Source organism: Methylomonas sp. 2F7, assembly GCF_057126975.1.
This window is the reverse complement of the sequence record NZ_CP195203.1, coordinates 324,492-340,209: the sequence shown is the minus strand read 5'-3', so window position 1 is coordinate 340,209 and position 15,718 is coordinate 324,492. Positions and strand designations below refer to the sequence as shown.

15 protein-coding genes are annotated in these 15,718 nt (G+C 53.6%); 4 read left to right on the top strand and 11 right to left on the bottom strand.

Features of this window, described 5'->3' with window-relative positions:
• Positions 1-251: 251 nt before the first annotated feature.
• The 3 genes from ACR64Q_RS01610 to ACR64Q_RS01600 all read left to right on the top strand — a co-directional run bounded on the left by ACR64Q_RS01610 (position 252) and on the right by ACR64Q_RS01600 (position 4,922).
• Positions 252-902, top strand: a complete 651-nt coding sequence (locus ACR64Q_RS01610; RefSeq protein ID WP_081733833.1) for a PEP-CTERM sorting domain-containing protein — start codon at positions 252-254, stop codon at positions 900-902.
• A 58-nt stretch (positions 903-960) separates the two neighbouring features.
• Positions 961-1,635, top strand: a complete 675-nt coding sequence (locus ACR64Q_RS01605; RefSeq protein ID WP_313733375.1) for a hypothetical protein — start codon at positions 961-963, stop codon at positions 1,633-1,635.
• Positions 1,636-1,823: 188 nt separating this feature from the next.
• Entirely contained in the window at positions 1,824-4,922 is a 3,099-nt protein-coding gene (locus ACR64Q_RS01600; protein ID WP_313733374.1) for an efflux RND transporter permease subunit, read from the top strand.
• 52 nt (positions 4,923-4,974) lie between these two features.
• On the opposite strand, the gene hypF is transcribed toward ACR64Q_RS01600, so the two are convergent.
• Both hypF and hypE read right to left on the bottom strand, forming a co-directional pair.
• Positions 4,975-7,287, bottom strand: a complete 2,313-nt coding sequence (gene hypF, locus ACR64Q_RS01595; RefSeq protein WP_313733373.1) for a carbamoyltransferase HypF — start codon at positions 7,285-7,287, stop codon at positions 4,975-4,977.
• Positions 7,287-8,330, bottom strand: coding sequence for a hydrogenase expression/formation protein HypE (gene hypE / locus ACR64Q_RS01590; protein ID WP_313733372.1), 1,044 nt, complete (start codon positions 8,328-8,330; stop codon positions 7,287-7,289). Before hypE ends, hypF begins: the two co-directional genes overlap by 1 nt.
• A gap of 236 nt (positions 8,331-8,566) precedes the next feature.
• Between hypE and ACR64Q_RS01585 the strand changes: the two genes are divergently transcribed.
• On the top strand, positions 8,567-8,824 hold the full coding sequence (locus ACR64Q_RS01585; protein ID WP_026603274.1) for a hypothetical protein: 258 nt from the start codon (positions 8,567-8,569) through the stop codon (positions 8,822-8,824).
• Positions 8,825-8,897: 73 nt separating this feature from the next.
• On the opposite strand, the gene hypD is transcribed toward ACR64Q_RS01585, so the two are convergent.
• The 9 genes from hypD to ACR64Q_RS01540 form a co-directional block, all read right to left on the bottom strand.
• Positions 8,898-10,007, bottom strand: a complete 1,110-nt coding sequence (hypD, locus tag ACR64Q_RS01580; protein WP_313733371.1) for a hydrogenase formation protein HypD — start codon at positions 10,005-10,007, stop codon at positions 8,898-8,900.
• Positions 10,004-10,231, bottom strand: a complete 228-nt coding sequence (locus ACR64Q_RS01575) for a HypC/HybG/HupF family hydrogenase formation chaperone (protein ID WP_313733370.1) — start codon at positions 10,229-10,231, stop codon at positions 10,004-10,006. Before ACR64Q_RS01575 ends, hypD begins: the two co-directional genes overlap by 4 nt.
• Positions 10,232-10,260: 29 nt before the next feature.
• Complete coding sequence (gene hypB / locus ACR64Q_RS01570; RefSeq protein ID WP_313733369.1) at positions 10,261-11,088, bottom strand: hydrogenase nickel incorporation protein HypB; 828 nt, start codon at positions 11,086-11,088, stop codon at positions 10,261-10,263.
• The gene (gene hypA / locus ACR64Q_RS01565; RefSeq protein WP_313733368.1) at positions 11,088-11,429 is read right to left on the bottom strand and encodes a hydrogenase maturation nickel metallochaperone HypA; all 342 of its coding nucleotides are present in this window, start codon (positions 11,427-11,429) and stop codon (positions 11,088-11,090) included. The genes hypB and hypA overlap by 1 nt, the downstream gene beginning before the upstream one ends.
• 19 nt (positions 11,430-11,448) lie before the next feature.
• The gene (locus ACR64Q_RS01560; RefSeq protein WP_313733367.1) at positions 11,449-12,606 is read right to left on the bottom strand and encodes a Ni,Fe-hydrogenase I large subunit; all 1,158 of its coding nucleotides are present in this window, start codon (positions 12,604-12,606) and stop codon (positions 11,449-11,451) included.
• On the bottom strand, positions 12,607-13,068 hold the full coding sequence (gene hybE / locus ACR64Q_RS01555; protein ID WP_313733366.1) for a [NiFe]-hydrogenase assembly chaperone HybE: 462 nt from the start codon (positions 13,066-13,068) through the stop codon (positions 12,607-12,609).
• Positions 13,069-13,070: 2 nt separating this feature from the next.
• The gene (locus ACR64Q_RS01550; RefSeq protein ID WP_171697517.1) at positions 13,071-13,292 is read right to left on the bottom strand and encodes a rubredoxin; all 222 of its coding nucleotides are present in this window, start codon (positions 13,290-13,292) and stop codon (positions 13,071-13,073) included.
• The gene (locus ACR64Q_RS01545) at positions 13,289-14,140 is read right to left on the bottom strand and encodes a hydrogenase expression/formation protein (protein WP_313733365.1); all 852 of its coding nucleotides are present in this window, start codon (positions 14,138-14,140) and stop codon (positions 13,289-13,291) included. Before ACR64Q_RS01545 ends, ACR64Q_RS01550 begins: the two co-directional genes overlap by 4 nt.
• 399 nt (positions 14,141-14,539) lie before the next feature.
• Complete coding sequence (locus ACR64Q_RS01540) at positions 14,540-15,328, bottom strand: hypothetical protein (protein WP_313733364.1); 789 nt, start codon at positions 15,326-15,328, stop codon at positions 14,540-14,542.
• Between the last annotated feature and the right edge of the window lie 390 nt (positions 15,329-15,718).

Below are 15,718 nucleotides of genomic sequence, written 5' to 3'. Positions count from 1 at the left end.
ACAGCAACTTCGCTTACTACTAAAAGCCGGACATGACAGCTCCATGCCATCCTGCCAAAACTGTCGCAACATCTGCCCCGGCTGTCAGCTGCTTAACTGAAAAATTACTACCAAATCACATTTAAATAATTGATTGGATTAATTTAAATTAAATTGGCACCACTAATGCTTAGTTAGATTGACGCACTATGCAACCCAATCGATTGCAAGCGAATCACTTATCTTTCAGCCACTGACAAAAAGGAATCGACATGAATTCTGTAATGCCGAAAATGCCCTTATCCGGATTAATCCTGATTTTAGCCTTATTCACTCAAGCCGCCGAGTCGGCAACAGTGATCGATAATTTTGCCAACCGTCAATCCACCACTAACAACGTCAACGGCCCAGTTAATGTATCCGGATCAAATCTAAGCAATTTGCAACGAACATTAAATTCCAGCCCTACCCCAGGCGGTACCACCAGAATTTTTGTGGAAGATGGCTTGTTGACGGTCGGGAACAGTAGCAATTCAACAGGTACCGCCAGCATCTTTTACAATTTCGCTGCCGTCGACTTTACTGCTTTCGCTAACGCGATACTGCTAACGACCGAATCTAGCGATGCCAGTTACCAAATTCAAATGATCGCCAACGGCACTTCGATGCTAAGTTTTCAGAATTTGGCCAGCGTTGCAATCGGTTCGCCCAGCACTATTAGATTCGACTTCTCACAATTCTCGAATCCCGCGGCTTTCAAGAATCTAAACAGTCTGGAGCTGAAATTGCGGGGTACCAATGCCGCTTGGGACGCTGACTTCAGCCAGTTATCAACGGTCCCCGAACCTTCCGTCACCGCTTTATTGATCATAGGCGCTTTGGGCATTACCGTAGGCAAACGCCAAAAATTAGTAGCCGTTTAACGCCTGCCGTCAAAATCTTCTGATTTCCAAATTTCAATTCTGATCACGGATAATTCACATGAATGCTAAACATTTTCACAAAAACCTCGCGCCTTTGCTTCTAAGCCTGGGCTTAGCGCTATCCAGCCCAAGCCAAGCAGGTATACTGACGATTGATAATTTCAGCCATTCTCAAACCGTATTCGACGACGGTGGTAGCGTAGGCTCTACTAGCGATACGGTATTGGCGCTTACCGGCACCGACCTAAGCAATGCCTCAAGGACCTTTATCGCCGAAGCCTCGGGAACCCGGTTAGCCAACACCACGGAAATCGTTTCCGGCGGTAACCAGCTAATCATATCGAATGACGGTCGCTCAGCCGGCGGCGCCTCCATTCTGTGGAATTTCGACCCACTTGATTTAACCGCTCACGGCAACGCCATCCTACTGGAGGTGTTGGCAATCGACCTGGGTGTCAATGTGGAAATGGTAGCCAACGGCAGCTCAAGCTCAGGTATCAAAACGTTTACCGGCAACAATAATTACTTGGTAAGTTTCAGCGACTTCACCAATCTTGCGGTGTTTACCAACCTGCATAGTTTTCGCTTGAACTTCACCGGCCCGGCAAAGTGGGACGGACAGTTCAGGCTGTTAACTACCACGACCCCAGTTCCTGTGCCTGCGGCCTTTGGCTTTATGGGTTCGGCATTATTGGGCTTCATCGCCGTATCCCGCAAAAAATCACTTTCCTGATTCTCAAAAATCTACAACGCTCACCTCCGCCTCTAGTGCGGAGGTGATTTTTTAAGCACTATTCCGCTCGGAAAACACCGCAGAGCTAGCGCCTTTTCCTCCCCGCATAGCCGGAGGCGGCGTATCAACATGGACCAATCCTGACCGACAAGGCACAATAGCCCGCTATTTAATCCCTTTCGTCGCTCATGCTCGCACTTCTGGTCCGTTTTTCCATCCGTTATTCCGGCATCGTCGTAGCCCTGGCGCTACTGCTATTCGCTTACGGCATTTACCGTCTGGCGAACGCCGGCCTGGATATTTTCCCGGAGTTCTCGCCGAAGCAAGTCATCATCCAGACCGAGGCGCCCGGCCTGGCCGCCGAGCAAGTGGAAGTGCTGGTCACCCAGCAAATTGAGAACAGTATCAGCGGCCTGATTGCTCTGCAAAACTTGCGTTCGCAGTCTATTCAGGGCTTATCCATCGTTACAGCGACGTTTAACGAACACAGCGATGTGTATCGCAATCGGCAATTGGTCAGCGAACGCCTGAACAGTCTAAGCCAACGCTTGCCGGCGGGCGTCGGTATGCCCGTAGCGGTACCGCTGTCGTCCTCGTCGGCTACAGTATTGACGATAGGCATGCATTCGGATAGCAAGACGCTGATGGAACTGCGCAGCTTGGTAGACTGGAGCTTAGTGCCACGCCTGCTGGCTGTTCCGGGCGTGGCCGATGTGAATGTGTTCGGCGGCGACATCCAGCAATTACAGGTGCAGTTACAACCGGCGGCCTTACAGCGCTTCGATCTATCGATAGACGACATTGTCAACGCGGCGGCCGGTGCGGCGGAAATGAACGGGGCCGGCTTCATTGAAAACGCCAACCAGCGTTTTACATTGCAAATCAGCGGCCAGCCAGCCAATCCCGAGCAGTTCAAACAACTGGTCGTCAAACGCCAGGACGGCATGAACGTGACCTTGGGCGATGTCGCGCAGATCGGTTATGGCGCCGAGCCTCCCATCGGTGCGGCGCAAATCATGGGCAAGCCTGGGATCGTGATGATGGTGATCGGCCAGTACGGCGCCAATACCTTATCGGTATCGCGGCAAGTGGAAACGGTGCTGGAGGAGTTTCAACCGATTTTCAAACAACAGTCCGTGGATTTCTATTCTCACTTGTTCCGGCCAGCCGATTACATCGAAACGTCAGTGCATAATTTGTCCGGACATTTACTGATCGGCGGTCTGTTCGTACTGGTGGTGTTGTATGTGTTCTTATTCAATCTGCGCAGTGCCTTTATCGCCGCCACTGCCATTCCGTTGTCGCTGCTGACCGCCGCGATAGTACTCTTAGAATGCGGCGTCAACTTAAATATTATGGTACTGGGTGGGCTGGCCATTGCGTTGGGCGAGGTGGTGGACGACGCCATCATCGACACCGAAAACATCTTTAGGCGCCTACGCGAAAATCGTATAAAAATCTTCCCCGATAGCGCTGAAACGGTGATTTATCAAGCCTCGCTGGAAGTACGTAGCTCGGTGGTTTACGCCAGTTTCATCGTCGCCTTGGTATTTGTACCCTTGCTGACCTTGGATGGCGTCAGCGGCCGTTTGTTCGCGCCGCTGGGCGTGTCTTATATTCTGGCGATTTTGATGTCGTTGCTGGTGGCGTTAACCCTGACACCGGCTCTATGCCATTTACTGTTTCGTAACAAACTGCCGGACGACAGCGATCCTCCCTTGTTGCGCCATCTTAAACCACTGTATGCCAAGCAATTACTCTGGGCTATCAGACACTTCAAAGCCGTGATGGCGATAGGTGCGGTAGCCTGCCTGATCGGCGTAGCGGCGTTTCTAGGTTTGGATCATAAATTTCTGCCGGAACTACGCGAAGGCCATTTCATCGTCCACACTGCCAGCGTGCCGGGTACGTCCTTGCAGGAATCGATTCGCGTCGGCAGTTTACTCACCGAGCAAATCACGGCTATCGACGGCGTGGAATCGGTGTCACAATGGGCCGGTCGCGCCGAACGCGGCGCCGATACCTACGGCAGCCATTACAGCGAATACGAAGTGCGGCTAAAGCCCTTGTCCGGGCAGGATCAGCAACAGGTGCTCGACAATTTGCGCGAGATTTTAGAGCAATTCCCCGGCATCAATTTTGAAGCCAATACCTTTTTAACTGAACGGGTCGACGAGACCATTTCCGGTTACACCGCTCCGGTGGTAGTCAATATCTACGGCAACGATCTGACCGAACTGGATCGTAAGGCCCAACAACTGGCTGCGCTGATCAATACGCTGCCGGGCGCCGAAGACGTGCAACTGCGCTCGCCGCCGGCCACGGCCATGCTACAAGTCGAACTCAATTTGGAGCAGTTGAAGTTTCGCGGCATCAGTCCGGCCCAAGTGATGAGCGCCCTGCAAACCGCTTACGAAGGTCGCATCGTCGGCAAACATCTGCAAGGCAACCGAATTTTCAATGTCGCAGTAGCATTGGCTCCAGAATGGCGCAGCCAACCGGATTACCTGGTTCAGCTACCGTTAAAAAATACTGAAGGCCAGCGGGTACTGCTGGGCGAAGTGGCCGAAATCCGCTACGGCGAAGGCCGCTATAACATCCTGCATCAAGGTGCACAGCGCATTCAGACCGTTACTTGCAAGGTGGAAGACAGGGATATGGACGCCTTCATGATCGAATTGAAACAACGGGTCCAAAACGAAATGAGTTGGCGCGACGGCAGCTACCCCGAGTTCATCGGTGCGGCGCTGGAACAAGCCAAGGCCCGCGAAACGCTGATCATCCACGCCCTGCTGGCCGGCGCCGGCGTGCTGATTTTCGTGTTCATCGCCTTGGGTAGCCTGCGGCACATGCTGCTGACCTTGTTAAACCTGCCCTTTGCCCTATTGGGCGGCGTGGCGGCGGTCGTGATCACCGACGCCACGCTGTCGGTCGGCTCTTTCGTCGGCTTCGTGACCTTGTTCGGCATCACCGTGCGCAACTGCATCATGCTGATCTCGCATTACCGCCATCTGGTTGAGCTGGAAGGTCAAATCTGGTCGACGGAGACCTTGATTCGCGGCGCCCAGGAACGCCTGCCGGCCATCCTGATGACGGCGTTAGTCACGGCACTGGCGATGCTGCCGATTGCGATAGGTAGCGATAATCCAGGCCGGGAAATCATGGGGCCGATGGCTGCCATCATCATCGGCGGCTTGACGTCTTCGACCGTATTGAATTTATTGTTGTTGCCGGCTATTTTGCAGCGTTATGGCCGGTTTGAGGTGGCGTTTGAGAAGCAGGTTTGATAGCCTGAATGCTTGATATTCGCCTATAAAATAGGCAGTAGAGGTACGTTAGTTATAGCTTAACAGCCACGACAATCGCCGCCTGCCCTAAAGCCAAGCCACCGTCGTTCATCGGATAGCGTTGCGGTGATAGCACCGTTTTACCGTGTTGGCGCAATTGTTCGCTCACCGCTTCCAGCAGCAAGCGGTTTTGAAATACACCGCCGCTTAAAACGATACTGTTCGCGCCGGTTTGGCCGCTCAAACCATTCAACACATCGACCGTCGCGGCGGCGAGACTATGATGGATGCGGGCAGCGATGCGAGCCTTCTCCGTGCCGCTTTGCAGGTCATTCAGCACCGATTGCCATAAGCCTGGCCAACTTAGCACAACCAAGTCGGCGCAGTTGGCAATAGCGCAAGCTCGAGGGTAAGGCTGTTCTTCGCCAAAGAAAGGAGTCGCCAATACTTCCAACGCAATCGCTGCCTGTCCTTCATAATCGACCCGTTCGGCATGCAAACCCAAAGCGGCCGCAAATGCATCGAACCAGCGCCCGCAGGAGCTGCTGAGCGGCGAGTTGAGGTTTTTTGCCAACATCGTATCCAGCGTCAGCAAGGGTTTGCCGGCTAGTAACTGAATGATGTCCAAATCCGCATAATCGCGTGCCAAAGTTTGCCAGTCAAAATAATGCCGCAATTGCGCATAAGTATTCCGCCAAGGCTCGCGCATCGCTTGTGTACCGCCCAGCATAGCGATGGGTTGAATATGCCCCAGCCGCGCGCATCTGCGGTAATCGCCGAACAAAAACTCGCCACCCCACCACTCGCCGTTTACGCCCATACCCAGGCCATCGAAAATTGCCGCCAATACCGGCGGTGCATCCAAACCCGCACTGTGTTCCGCCAGGCAAGCCGCAAAATGGGCGTGATGATGCTGAACACTGACAAGTTCGATCCCCTCGGTCGCCGCCAAAGCCTGTCCGTATTGGGTCGACAGATAGCCGGGATGCTCATCGACAACGATCTGGTTCGAACGAAAATCGTTAAGTTTTAGGTACAAATCGATGGCTTGCCGGTAATCCTGCTGCACGACGGCATTTTCCAAATCGCCGATATGCTGGCTGACGATGGCTTGGCCGTTTTTCAGTAAGCAAAAGCTATTTTTTAATTCGGCACCCATCGCCAGGATATTGCTTGCATCCTTAAAACCAGCCGGCAAACTCAGTGCCTCCGGACTAAAACCTCGGCCCCTGCGCAACATCCGCATCTGTCCATCCATCAAACGCACCACCGAATCATCCAGACGATTGACAATGTCGCGGTCGTGCAGGAGCCAATAATCGGCGATGCCCGCGAGTTTTTCCCGTGCTTGGCTATTATCGATACATTGCGGTTCGTCGCTGATATTGCCGGAGGTTAAGACGATAGGACTGTCCAGTTCTTGCATCAACAAGGTATGCAAGGGTGTATAAGGCAACATGAAACCGAGCTTGTCGTCACCCGGCGCGATACCGGGAGGAAGTTGGTCGCCTCGGGCTGGCAACAGCACAATCGGCGCAGCGCGATGCTGCAAGGCAGACAGTTCCAGTGGACTTAGGGACGCATGACGGCTAACCATCGCCGGATCCTTTGCCATCAAAGCAAACGGTTTAGCATAGCGGCGCTTACGCTGCCGGAGTCTATCGACAGCCTCAGCATTGCTGGCATCGCAAGCAAGATGAAAACCTCCCAGTCCTTTGATGGCGACGATGTAACCTTGGCGGATCAATTCGGCGGTACGGCCAATCGGATCATCCGCTGCCAAAGTCTGCCCCTGATGATCCGCCAGCCACAAGCTCGGACCACACGCTGGACAACAATTAGCCTGAGCGTGAAAGCGCCGGTCGGCTGGATCATTGTATTCCTGTTGACAGTGCGGACACATGGGAAATGCCGCCATGCTGGTGTTGGGCCGGTCATAGGGGACGCTGCGCACAATAGACAAGCGCGGGCCGCAATGAGTGCAATTGGTGAAGGGATAGCGATAGCGGCGATTGTGCGGATCGGCAATATCCGCCAAACACTCCGGACAGGTCGCGACATCAGCGGCAATCGGGGTATCGATGCCATTGTGACGGCTAGCCATAATCGTAAATTCATCAGGCGCGATGCCCGGCAATTCATCAACTTCCAAACTATCCAGGCGTGCTAAGGGTGGCAACTGCTGCGGGATTTGTGCAATAAAGTTGATCAAATCTTGCGAGTCTCCGAAGACATGAATCATCACCCCTTCGCCGTCGTTCCACACCGATCCGGTCAAGCCGTGCTGGCGCGCCAAATGCCAGATCGTCGGTCGAAACCCGACGCCCTGCACCACGCCGCGCGCTCGAATGGCTTTGCCAGGCATCAGCAGATGCGCGGTAACTGCTCACCGACCGGCCAATCGACGATACGCCGACCACCAAAAGCCGTGGTCATCTGCACGAAGCCGTGCTGGTCGGCAATGACTTCGCCGATGATAGCGGCGTCGCGACCCAGCGGGTGCTGCCGCATCGCCGCCAACAAGTCGTCGGCGGCAGCGGCGTCGCAAATGCATACCAATTTACCTTCGTTGGCGACATATAAGGGATCTAGGCCGAGGATTTCACAGGCAGCTTTGACTTCGGCTTTGACCGGAATCTTGGCTTCGTCGATCACCATCCCCACCCCGGACTGTTTGGCCAACTCATTCAGAGCTGTTGCCAACCCGCCGCGCGTCGGATCGCGCAAGCAACGTAAAGCCGTCGGCGCTGTTGCGACTAGATCGGCGACCAAGCCATGCAAGGCCGCTGAATCGGAAACGATAGTGGTCTGAAATTGCAGATTTTCGCGACTGGCCATGATTGCCACGCCGTGGTCGCCGATGCTGCCGCTGAGCAAAATCGCGCAACCCGGCTCAGCACGGTCGCCGGAGATAGTCACTCCATCCGGCACCAGGCCCACGCCGGTCGTGGTGATAAACACGCCGTCGCCCTTGCCACGTTCCACTACCTTAGTATCGCCAGTAACAATCGGCGTGCCGGCAGCCTTGGCAGCGGCAGACATGCTGATAACGATTTTTTCCAGATCGGCCAGCGGCAAACCTTCTTCCAGGATAAAACCTGCCGAGAGATATAAGGGTTTTGCACCGGACATCGCCACGTCGTTCAGCGTACCATGCACCGACAATGAGCCGATGTCGCCACCCGGAAAAAACAAAGGTGAAATCACATGACCGTCGGTGCTGATCGCCAAGCGCCCAGCCGGTACATTGAATAACGCTTGATCGTTATGCTGACGCAGTAGCTCGTTGTCAAAATGCTTGATGAACAGCTCGTCGATCAATTGCGCCATGGCGCGACCGCCGCCACCATGACTAAGATCGACGTGGCCGGATTTCAGATTTAAAGGGACAGCATAGCGCTCTGGCACAGTTCAGGTCTCGTTTTTGAAAGAATTCATGGCGGACAAGCTCGTAAGGCATGCACAGCAAACCACTTAAAAACTCCCACAGCATCGCGAGATGTTTGCTTCGCATTTCAGGCTGTGATAGAAAACTTCCGCCGGTGAAAAATTCATCAGCACCGTCGGTTGGCTCCGGATACTGATGTCAAACAGTGTTAGCGCTCACCGCTCGGTAAAATAACTACAATCACGAGGAAACCACAATGAAAACTAAAATTTTTGCACTGCTGGCGATTGCTTCTGTTGCTTTAATTCCTTCCCTATCATCTGCTGGCGAGGCGGACACCTGTAAAGGTTGCCACAACGGCTCCGTGGCGCCGGCTGTTGACGCTTTGAAAGCCAAATTCAAAACCGCTGACGAATTGGTCGCCGGCGCTAAAGCGTCTAAAAACGAAATGATGAAACCAATGCAAGGCAATGACGCGAAATTGAAAGCCGCTGCCGCAGAAATCTATAAATAAGCCCAGTTTACTCACCCCGCTTTAAGTCGGGGTGATCCAGGTGGACACTTTATCTGTGTCCACCTTTTTACGCCTACACTTGCCGCAGCCGTCCATAACTCCAATACGCAGCACACGCGCCTTCAGACGACACCATGCACGAGCCCATAGGGTTTTCCGGGGTGCAAACGGTGCCCAATAATTTGCAATCTTGCGGTTTTTTCGCGCCGCGCAGGATGGCGGGACATTCGCAGCCTTTGACATCGCTGGCTTTGATAGCCGGCATTTCGAAGCGCTGTTCGGCGTCAAATTCGGCATAAGCAGCTTGTAATTTCAATGCGCTATTCGGAATCAGTCCCAAGCCTCTCCATTCAAATTGCGGACGCAACTCAAACACCTCGGCCATCAAGGCTTGGGCTTTAACGTTGCCGTCGCGCGTCACCGCCCGGCTGTATTCGTTTTCCACTTCATGCCGGCCATCGTTCAATTGCCGAATCAGCATCAAGGACGACTGCATCACATCCAGCGGTTCGAAACCGGCGATGACGATGGGTTTGGCGTAATGCGCTGAGAAGGTTTCGTAAGGCTTACTACCGATCACGCTGCTCACATGAGAGGGGCCTAAAAAAGCGTCGATAGATACCGGCTCCGGCGCATCCAGAATAGCCTGCATCGCTGCCGGCGTTAACACGTGATTGCAGAATACCGAGAAATTAATCAATCCTTCCGTTTGCGCCTGTTTGATGGCAACGGCAGTGGGCGGGGTGGTGGTCTCAAAACCAATCGCAAAAAACACCACTTGCCGGTCCGGGTTATCCCGGGCGATTTTCAAGGCGTCTTGGGTGGAATAAACCATGCGAATATCGCCGCCGGCCGCCTTGGCTTTGAGCAGACTTTGCCTGCCGCCACCCGGCACTCGCATCAAGTCTGCGTAGGTGCAGAGAATGACATGATGCTGCTCGACCAGCTGAATCGCGTTATCGATGCGTCCCGTCGGCAGCACGCACACCGGGCAGCCGGGGCCGTGAATGAACTCGACATTGCTCGGCATTAAATCCTGCACGCCGTAACGAAAAATCGCATGAGTATGACCGCCGCAGAATTCCATCAAGCGATAATGCTTCTCAGGCTTAACGGTTTGGGCAATGACTTGCGCCAGGTGCTTGGCCACATCATGCTGACGAAATTCGTCGATGTATTTCATGATGCCATCAAACCGGCTTCCGCGAACAAGGCCAGGGTTTTCAAGGCTTCGTCCTCGTCGATCTTGTTCAGCGCGTAACCCACATGCACCAGCACGTAATCACCGACTTTCACATCATCCACCAAAGCCAACGATACTTCGACCTTGACGCCGTCCACCGACGCCGTCGCCATCTGCGTCGCAAAATCAATATCGGCAATTTGGGCAGGCAGGGCTAGGCACATAGCAGTATTAAAAGTGGCGGCAAAGTTGCTTAAGCATACGCTATTCGCTGCAAAGCCATCTCGGCGCGGAGCCAGGTCAGCCAGTTGTCCATGCCTTCGCCAGTTTTGGCCGATAGCGACAAGACCTTGATGCGCGGGTTAACTTGCTTCGCATACTGAATGCATTGGGCGCTGTCGAAATCCAGATACGGCAGCAAATCGGTTTTGTTCAAGATCATCAAATCGGCGGCATGGAACATATCCGGGTATTTGATGGGTTTATCTTCGCCCTCGGTGACCGACAGGATTACCACTTTATGCGCTTCGCCCAAGTCAAAAGCCGATGGACACACCAAGTTGCCGACGTTTTCGATAAACAGCAGGCTATGCTCGGGTAAATTCAAACTTTCCAAACCGTGACCCACCCGATGCGCGTCCAAATGACAGCCCTTGCCGGTGTTGATTTGCAGCGCCGGCACGCCAGTAGCGCGGATGCGATCTGCATCGCGCGCGGTTTGTTGGTCGCCTTCGATCACCGCGATGCTCAACTCGTCTTTCAAACGCAGAATGGTTTCGGTCAGCAGCGTGGTTTTGCCCGAGCCGGGACTGGACACCAAGTTCAAAGCCAGCATGCCGCGTTCGCTGAAATAGCGGCGGTTTTCCTCGGCATAGCGGTTATTTTTCGCCAGAATATCCTGCTCGATCTGCACCATCCGCGCCTGGGTCAAGCCCGGTGCATGCGCATGATTTGCGGTATGTTCGTGATGATGGTGATGTCCATGCTCGTGACTGTGGTGGTGATCATGAGCATGCTCGTGATCGTGTGATTCCTCGTGCGAGTGGATATGGCCCTCGCCGCAGCCGCATACGCCGCACATTACTCTACCTCCAGTTCTTTAATTCGCATTTGATCGCCATCGACGATCTGTAATTGATGACTGCCGCAGTGTGGGCACTCGTCATATAACTGTCTCACCAGCACCTCACAGCCGCAGGGCATGCACCAAGCCACCCCTGGCACTTCGATAATTTCCAAGCGGGCCTGGTCTGCGAGCGAACCTTGCATCACCACGTCAAAACTAAACTGCATCGCCTCCGGCTCCACGCCCGACAAGGCGCCTATCTCCAGCCACACGGTTTTGACTTTGGCAAATTGCTGGGCCTTGGCCTGTTGTTCGATAATCCGTAACACGCTCTCGCAGAGCGACATTTCGTGCATGATGATTACTCTGTAAATTTCAATTTTCCGGCGATAGCACCAGCCGGTATTGCACGCAGGGGTCCACCGCGTTAATCAGCCATTCCGCCTGCTGCCGCAAACCATCGACAGCGTCCGCTTGCAAAGACTTTAAACCTTGGGCCAGCACACCATCGGGGTGAAAATTCCATTCGGTCGGAGCCACTATGCGGCAATCGTACACCCTGCCTTGGCGTAACTCCAGGCGATGAATCAATAAGCCGCGCGCGGCTTGGACTTGTGCCAGACCGACGCCATCTGCGGCGTACGCCAGCATCGTTCCACCCATTGATTTTACCCTCTGCGGGATTGCAGCCACTTCCAATAACACCGCAACAAATCGCAACAATACGCCATTGCCGTAACGGCTGTGCAAATCCGCGAGCAAGGGCAACGCTTGCTGACGACTCAAAGGTGTCGTCTCAAAACAGCGGCCCTGCCACTGCGGCGTCCGACAGAAGGCCAAAGGATCTGTGTTTTGCATCTGCCTGTTCAGTTCGGCCGAATCCAATTCCGGCAAACCCACCACAAGACTGCTCCCCAGCGCCGGCCAATCACGTTGGTATACAGCGTTCAATAGTTGCGCTGCCAATCCTGTATTTACATCCAACCAGTCGTGCAAATGCGCTTCGTCCGAAATCGCCAGAAACCCGCTGAGGCCGCCAGCAAAAATCGCTTTATCGATTAAGCTGGTCAATTCAACAAGCAAAGTCTGCAAAAACGGTCCGTCGACCTGCAACTGACTATCCAGCTTAAACGCCTCGCCATCTTTAAATAAACACGATTTGAACTGTCTATCCAATTTTAACAGCGCCGCAAGCGCGGTCTTATCGGCTAGCCGACCCAACAAAACCGGCCAATCCAGCAATATCCGCCAAGCGTGTTCGCGCACGGTTTCCAGTTGCACCAAGCATTCCCGAGCGGCATCGGCTTCCGGCTCAGCGGTCATCTGCAAGGCAGCGCGGCAGGCCATTAAAGCCGCGTAAGCCTGGGCATTGCCGCATAAAGAAAACAGTAGTGGCACCATGCTCAACACTTGCTCCGGCGTTTTTCCGACCAGCACCTGCGCCGCCTCCGGCCGGGTCGAGCCTATCTTCACCGCAGCGACTTGGCCGGCGCGATGCGTCAGTTCGATAGTAATCTCGCCCGCCGGCGTCACTTAAGGTCTTACCAAATTGCCGCGCAACAAATCGCGGCGGCTGATCGCTCGTGGCGCGGGAACGGCTAGCAAAGCTTGCAATGCACTTTCCGCAGCCGCCACGGCCGCCGCTTGGTCGGCAAATTGAAACATCGGCGAAAATAGCGAACATTGCGCGTAGCGCCCCAATTGCCGTTCATCAGCGACGACGAACTCGAAACTGCCGTACGGAAAAGCCTGGTCAAACTTGGTTCCTGGCGCTTGCGCCGACCATCGACTTTCCGCGCTTGGCAGCAGCAACAGGTTCATAAACCAGGGCGTAATCAACACCCCCACCCAATCGGCGTTGTAGCGGTTAAACCCTAGGGCGCGCACCGCTAATGCCGGATTCACCACCGGCATGTCGCGCATCCGTTGGGCCAGGATGTCGTTAAACACGGCTTCCAGCGTTTGCCGAATCTTCTCACCGTCCTGCCAGTACATGCTTAGTCGTCCAGCACCAAAAAGCCTTGTTTGGGCGCGCCGCATTGCGGGCAACTCCAATGCTCAGGCAAGTCAGCAAAGGCCGTGCCGGGCGGTACTTGCCAGACGGCATCGCCCTCAGCCGGGTCATAAACATGCCAGCAAATCTTGCATTCCAGCTTGGCTTCGGGCGGCAATCGAGAAGCATCGCCACCGTATGCGCCGGCGAAGAAGCCTTCGCTCACAAATACACCTGCAAAATTTCCTGCAAACGCTGGTGGCTGTCGGCGATATCTTCCGCCGACGCGCAAGCTACATTCGGCACCTCGCTGACTTCCAACGTATTCAGGATTAACGTATCCTGCGAATTAAAATACCGCACCCACCAGACATTGCGGGTGGCGGTAGCGTCGATCCGGCAGTTACCGTAACCGCGCGACAAAATCGTCACCGCGCCCTTGCCCAAACGTTTTTCCAGAAATTCCAAATCCTGCTCGGTTTGCGGCAGTAAACTCAAGTTGATGACGTGCGCCTCGGTGCCGGGTTGATACTCAGCGATTTTGGCATTCAATTCCGCCAGCAACGGTGGTGCGTTCATCACGCCGTCCGGGAGAGTGCTCATGTCAGTATCGATATGTTTGGCGGCATCAGCGAATGCGGTTTGCAGGATGGCTTGGGGAATGATGCTGACTTCCAAGGTATCGGTGACGACCCCCTTTTTTTGCGCATCCAGACCTTGCGAACGCCAGACGCCGGCCAGCACCGATTCCTGAATCCGCAGGGTTTGCGCGCCGCTGCACAGCATGCTGACCTCGCCTTCGCCGAGCAGCTCGTCGACGAATTGGCGATTGGTTTGGTCCAGGGCTATCAAGTCTATGGTTTGGCTGGTTGCCGGATACGCGGCTAAATCTTGCTCAAGTTGCTGCAATACGGTTTTGGCCTGCGCCAGATCGGCCGCATTCAAGTCCACCGAAATCGTCGGCATCCGGTAGGTCGTCATTTCTTCCGGCATCGCCAGATAGTCGAGTTCGACGCCGTCTTCCTCGGCGGGTTGGCTGCCTTGGCCGAAAATAGGGAGAGTTATTGAGGTCATATTTTGGCCATCGTTTCGAGTTGTCTATTGAATTTACGGGTGTGTGTTTATTTGGTGTCGCTATCGCGGGGATGTTTTTAGATGTCGGTTCTCGGCCCGACAGCCGAGTAACTTTTCTTTGTTTGGCCAAAGAAAAGTCACCAAAAGAAAGGCCACCCGGAATTCCGCCAATTTCCTGCGCTTCTCGCTTTTGGCGAGGGTTTTCGGAAGGGCCATCCCTGGCCCTCCGAAAACGAGCGGCATCCCTGCCGCTCCCCTATCGGGCTAATCTCACCAAAAGCTGCGATGCTCGGGGCGGAATAACGGGAGAAAACCTCTCCCTACCATCCGAAAAAATACGAAAATTTGGGTAACATAAGTTTCTAGTTCTTGTGCTACCGAGAATAACCAAGTGACGATTTACTCTGCTTGAAACGGGCGAATAATAGTAGCTCCAAGGGGTAATTCAAATCTATCGGCCTGTTGATGAACATAACCTAGAATAGCGAATGATCGTCTAAAAAACGCCAGAAAAACCGCAACTTCCTTAGTATCTGCGATTGCCCAGCGATAAAAAAATTGGTCATCCAGGTTAGTTCGAGATCGTTCAAGTTTGGGGAAACCCGATAAAACATTTCCTAGCTCTCTTGGGATTTTGTCTTCATCGATTTGAAGATTTGAAAACCAAAGTACAGCTATACCTCCCGAGCTTTTTAAAACTTGGCCGGCATGCTTGTAATAAAGTGCACAAAAAAGTTTTCGGGAGAAGCTATGTATTGCTGAATTAACCAATGGCCCCCTGACCGATAGAAGGGGGAGATCGGCGTGCGTTTGACCAGGTTGGAGTTCGAGTTTGTATTTTTTAGCTGCGTTTCTTTTCTGCCTTAATGTCGGCAACATTTCTTCCATGACTTCTGGATAGTTCCTTGAAACTGCAACCATTAGTTTCTCTATTGCTGCAGAGTCAGCAGAATTAGAGCTTTCTGGGTAAAGGCGAGATAACATCGCCACAACTTGTTCGTCATGGCGACTAGCTCGATTACAAGTAACACACGCAGGAAACTCATATCCCTCTGGCCACTGTCTGTTCGTAAAAAAAGCTCTTGATGGGACGTGATCTGGTTCTTCGGATGGCGAAACACCTCCACAAAAACAGCATACAGGATTTGAAGTTAAAAACTGTTGTTTGCGATTTTTGCTTTGGCTCATAGCATTATGATTAGGCGATAGCTGGTTACAACAAGCGAAACCCAGCAATATAGACCAACACTGGGTTTACACTGTCGTTTCAACCCAACCTACCAAAAAACCTTTGCTACACACAATAACCGCTGTAGTGGACTATTCCCGTTATTCCGCCCCGAGCATCGCAGCCTTTGGCGAGATTAGCCCGCAGGGGAGCGGGAGGGATGCCGCTCGTTTTCGGAGGGCCAAGGATGGCCCTTCCGAAAACCCTCGCCAAAAGCGAGAAGCGCAGGATTAAGGCGGAATTCCGGGTGGCCTTTTCTTTGAATACTTTCTTTTGGCCACGCAAAAGAAAGTATTTCGGCTGTCGGGCCGAGACCCGACTTCAAAACCCCGTCGCGTTAGCGACACCTA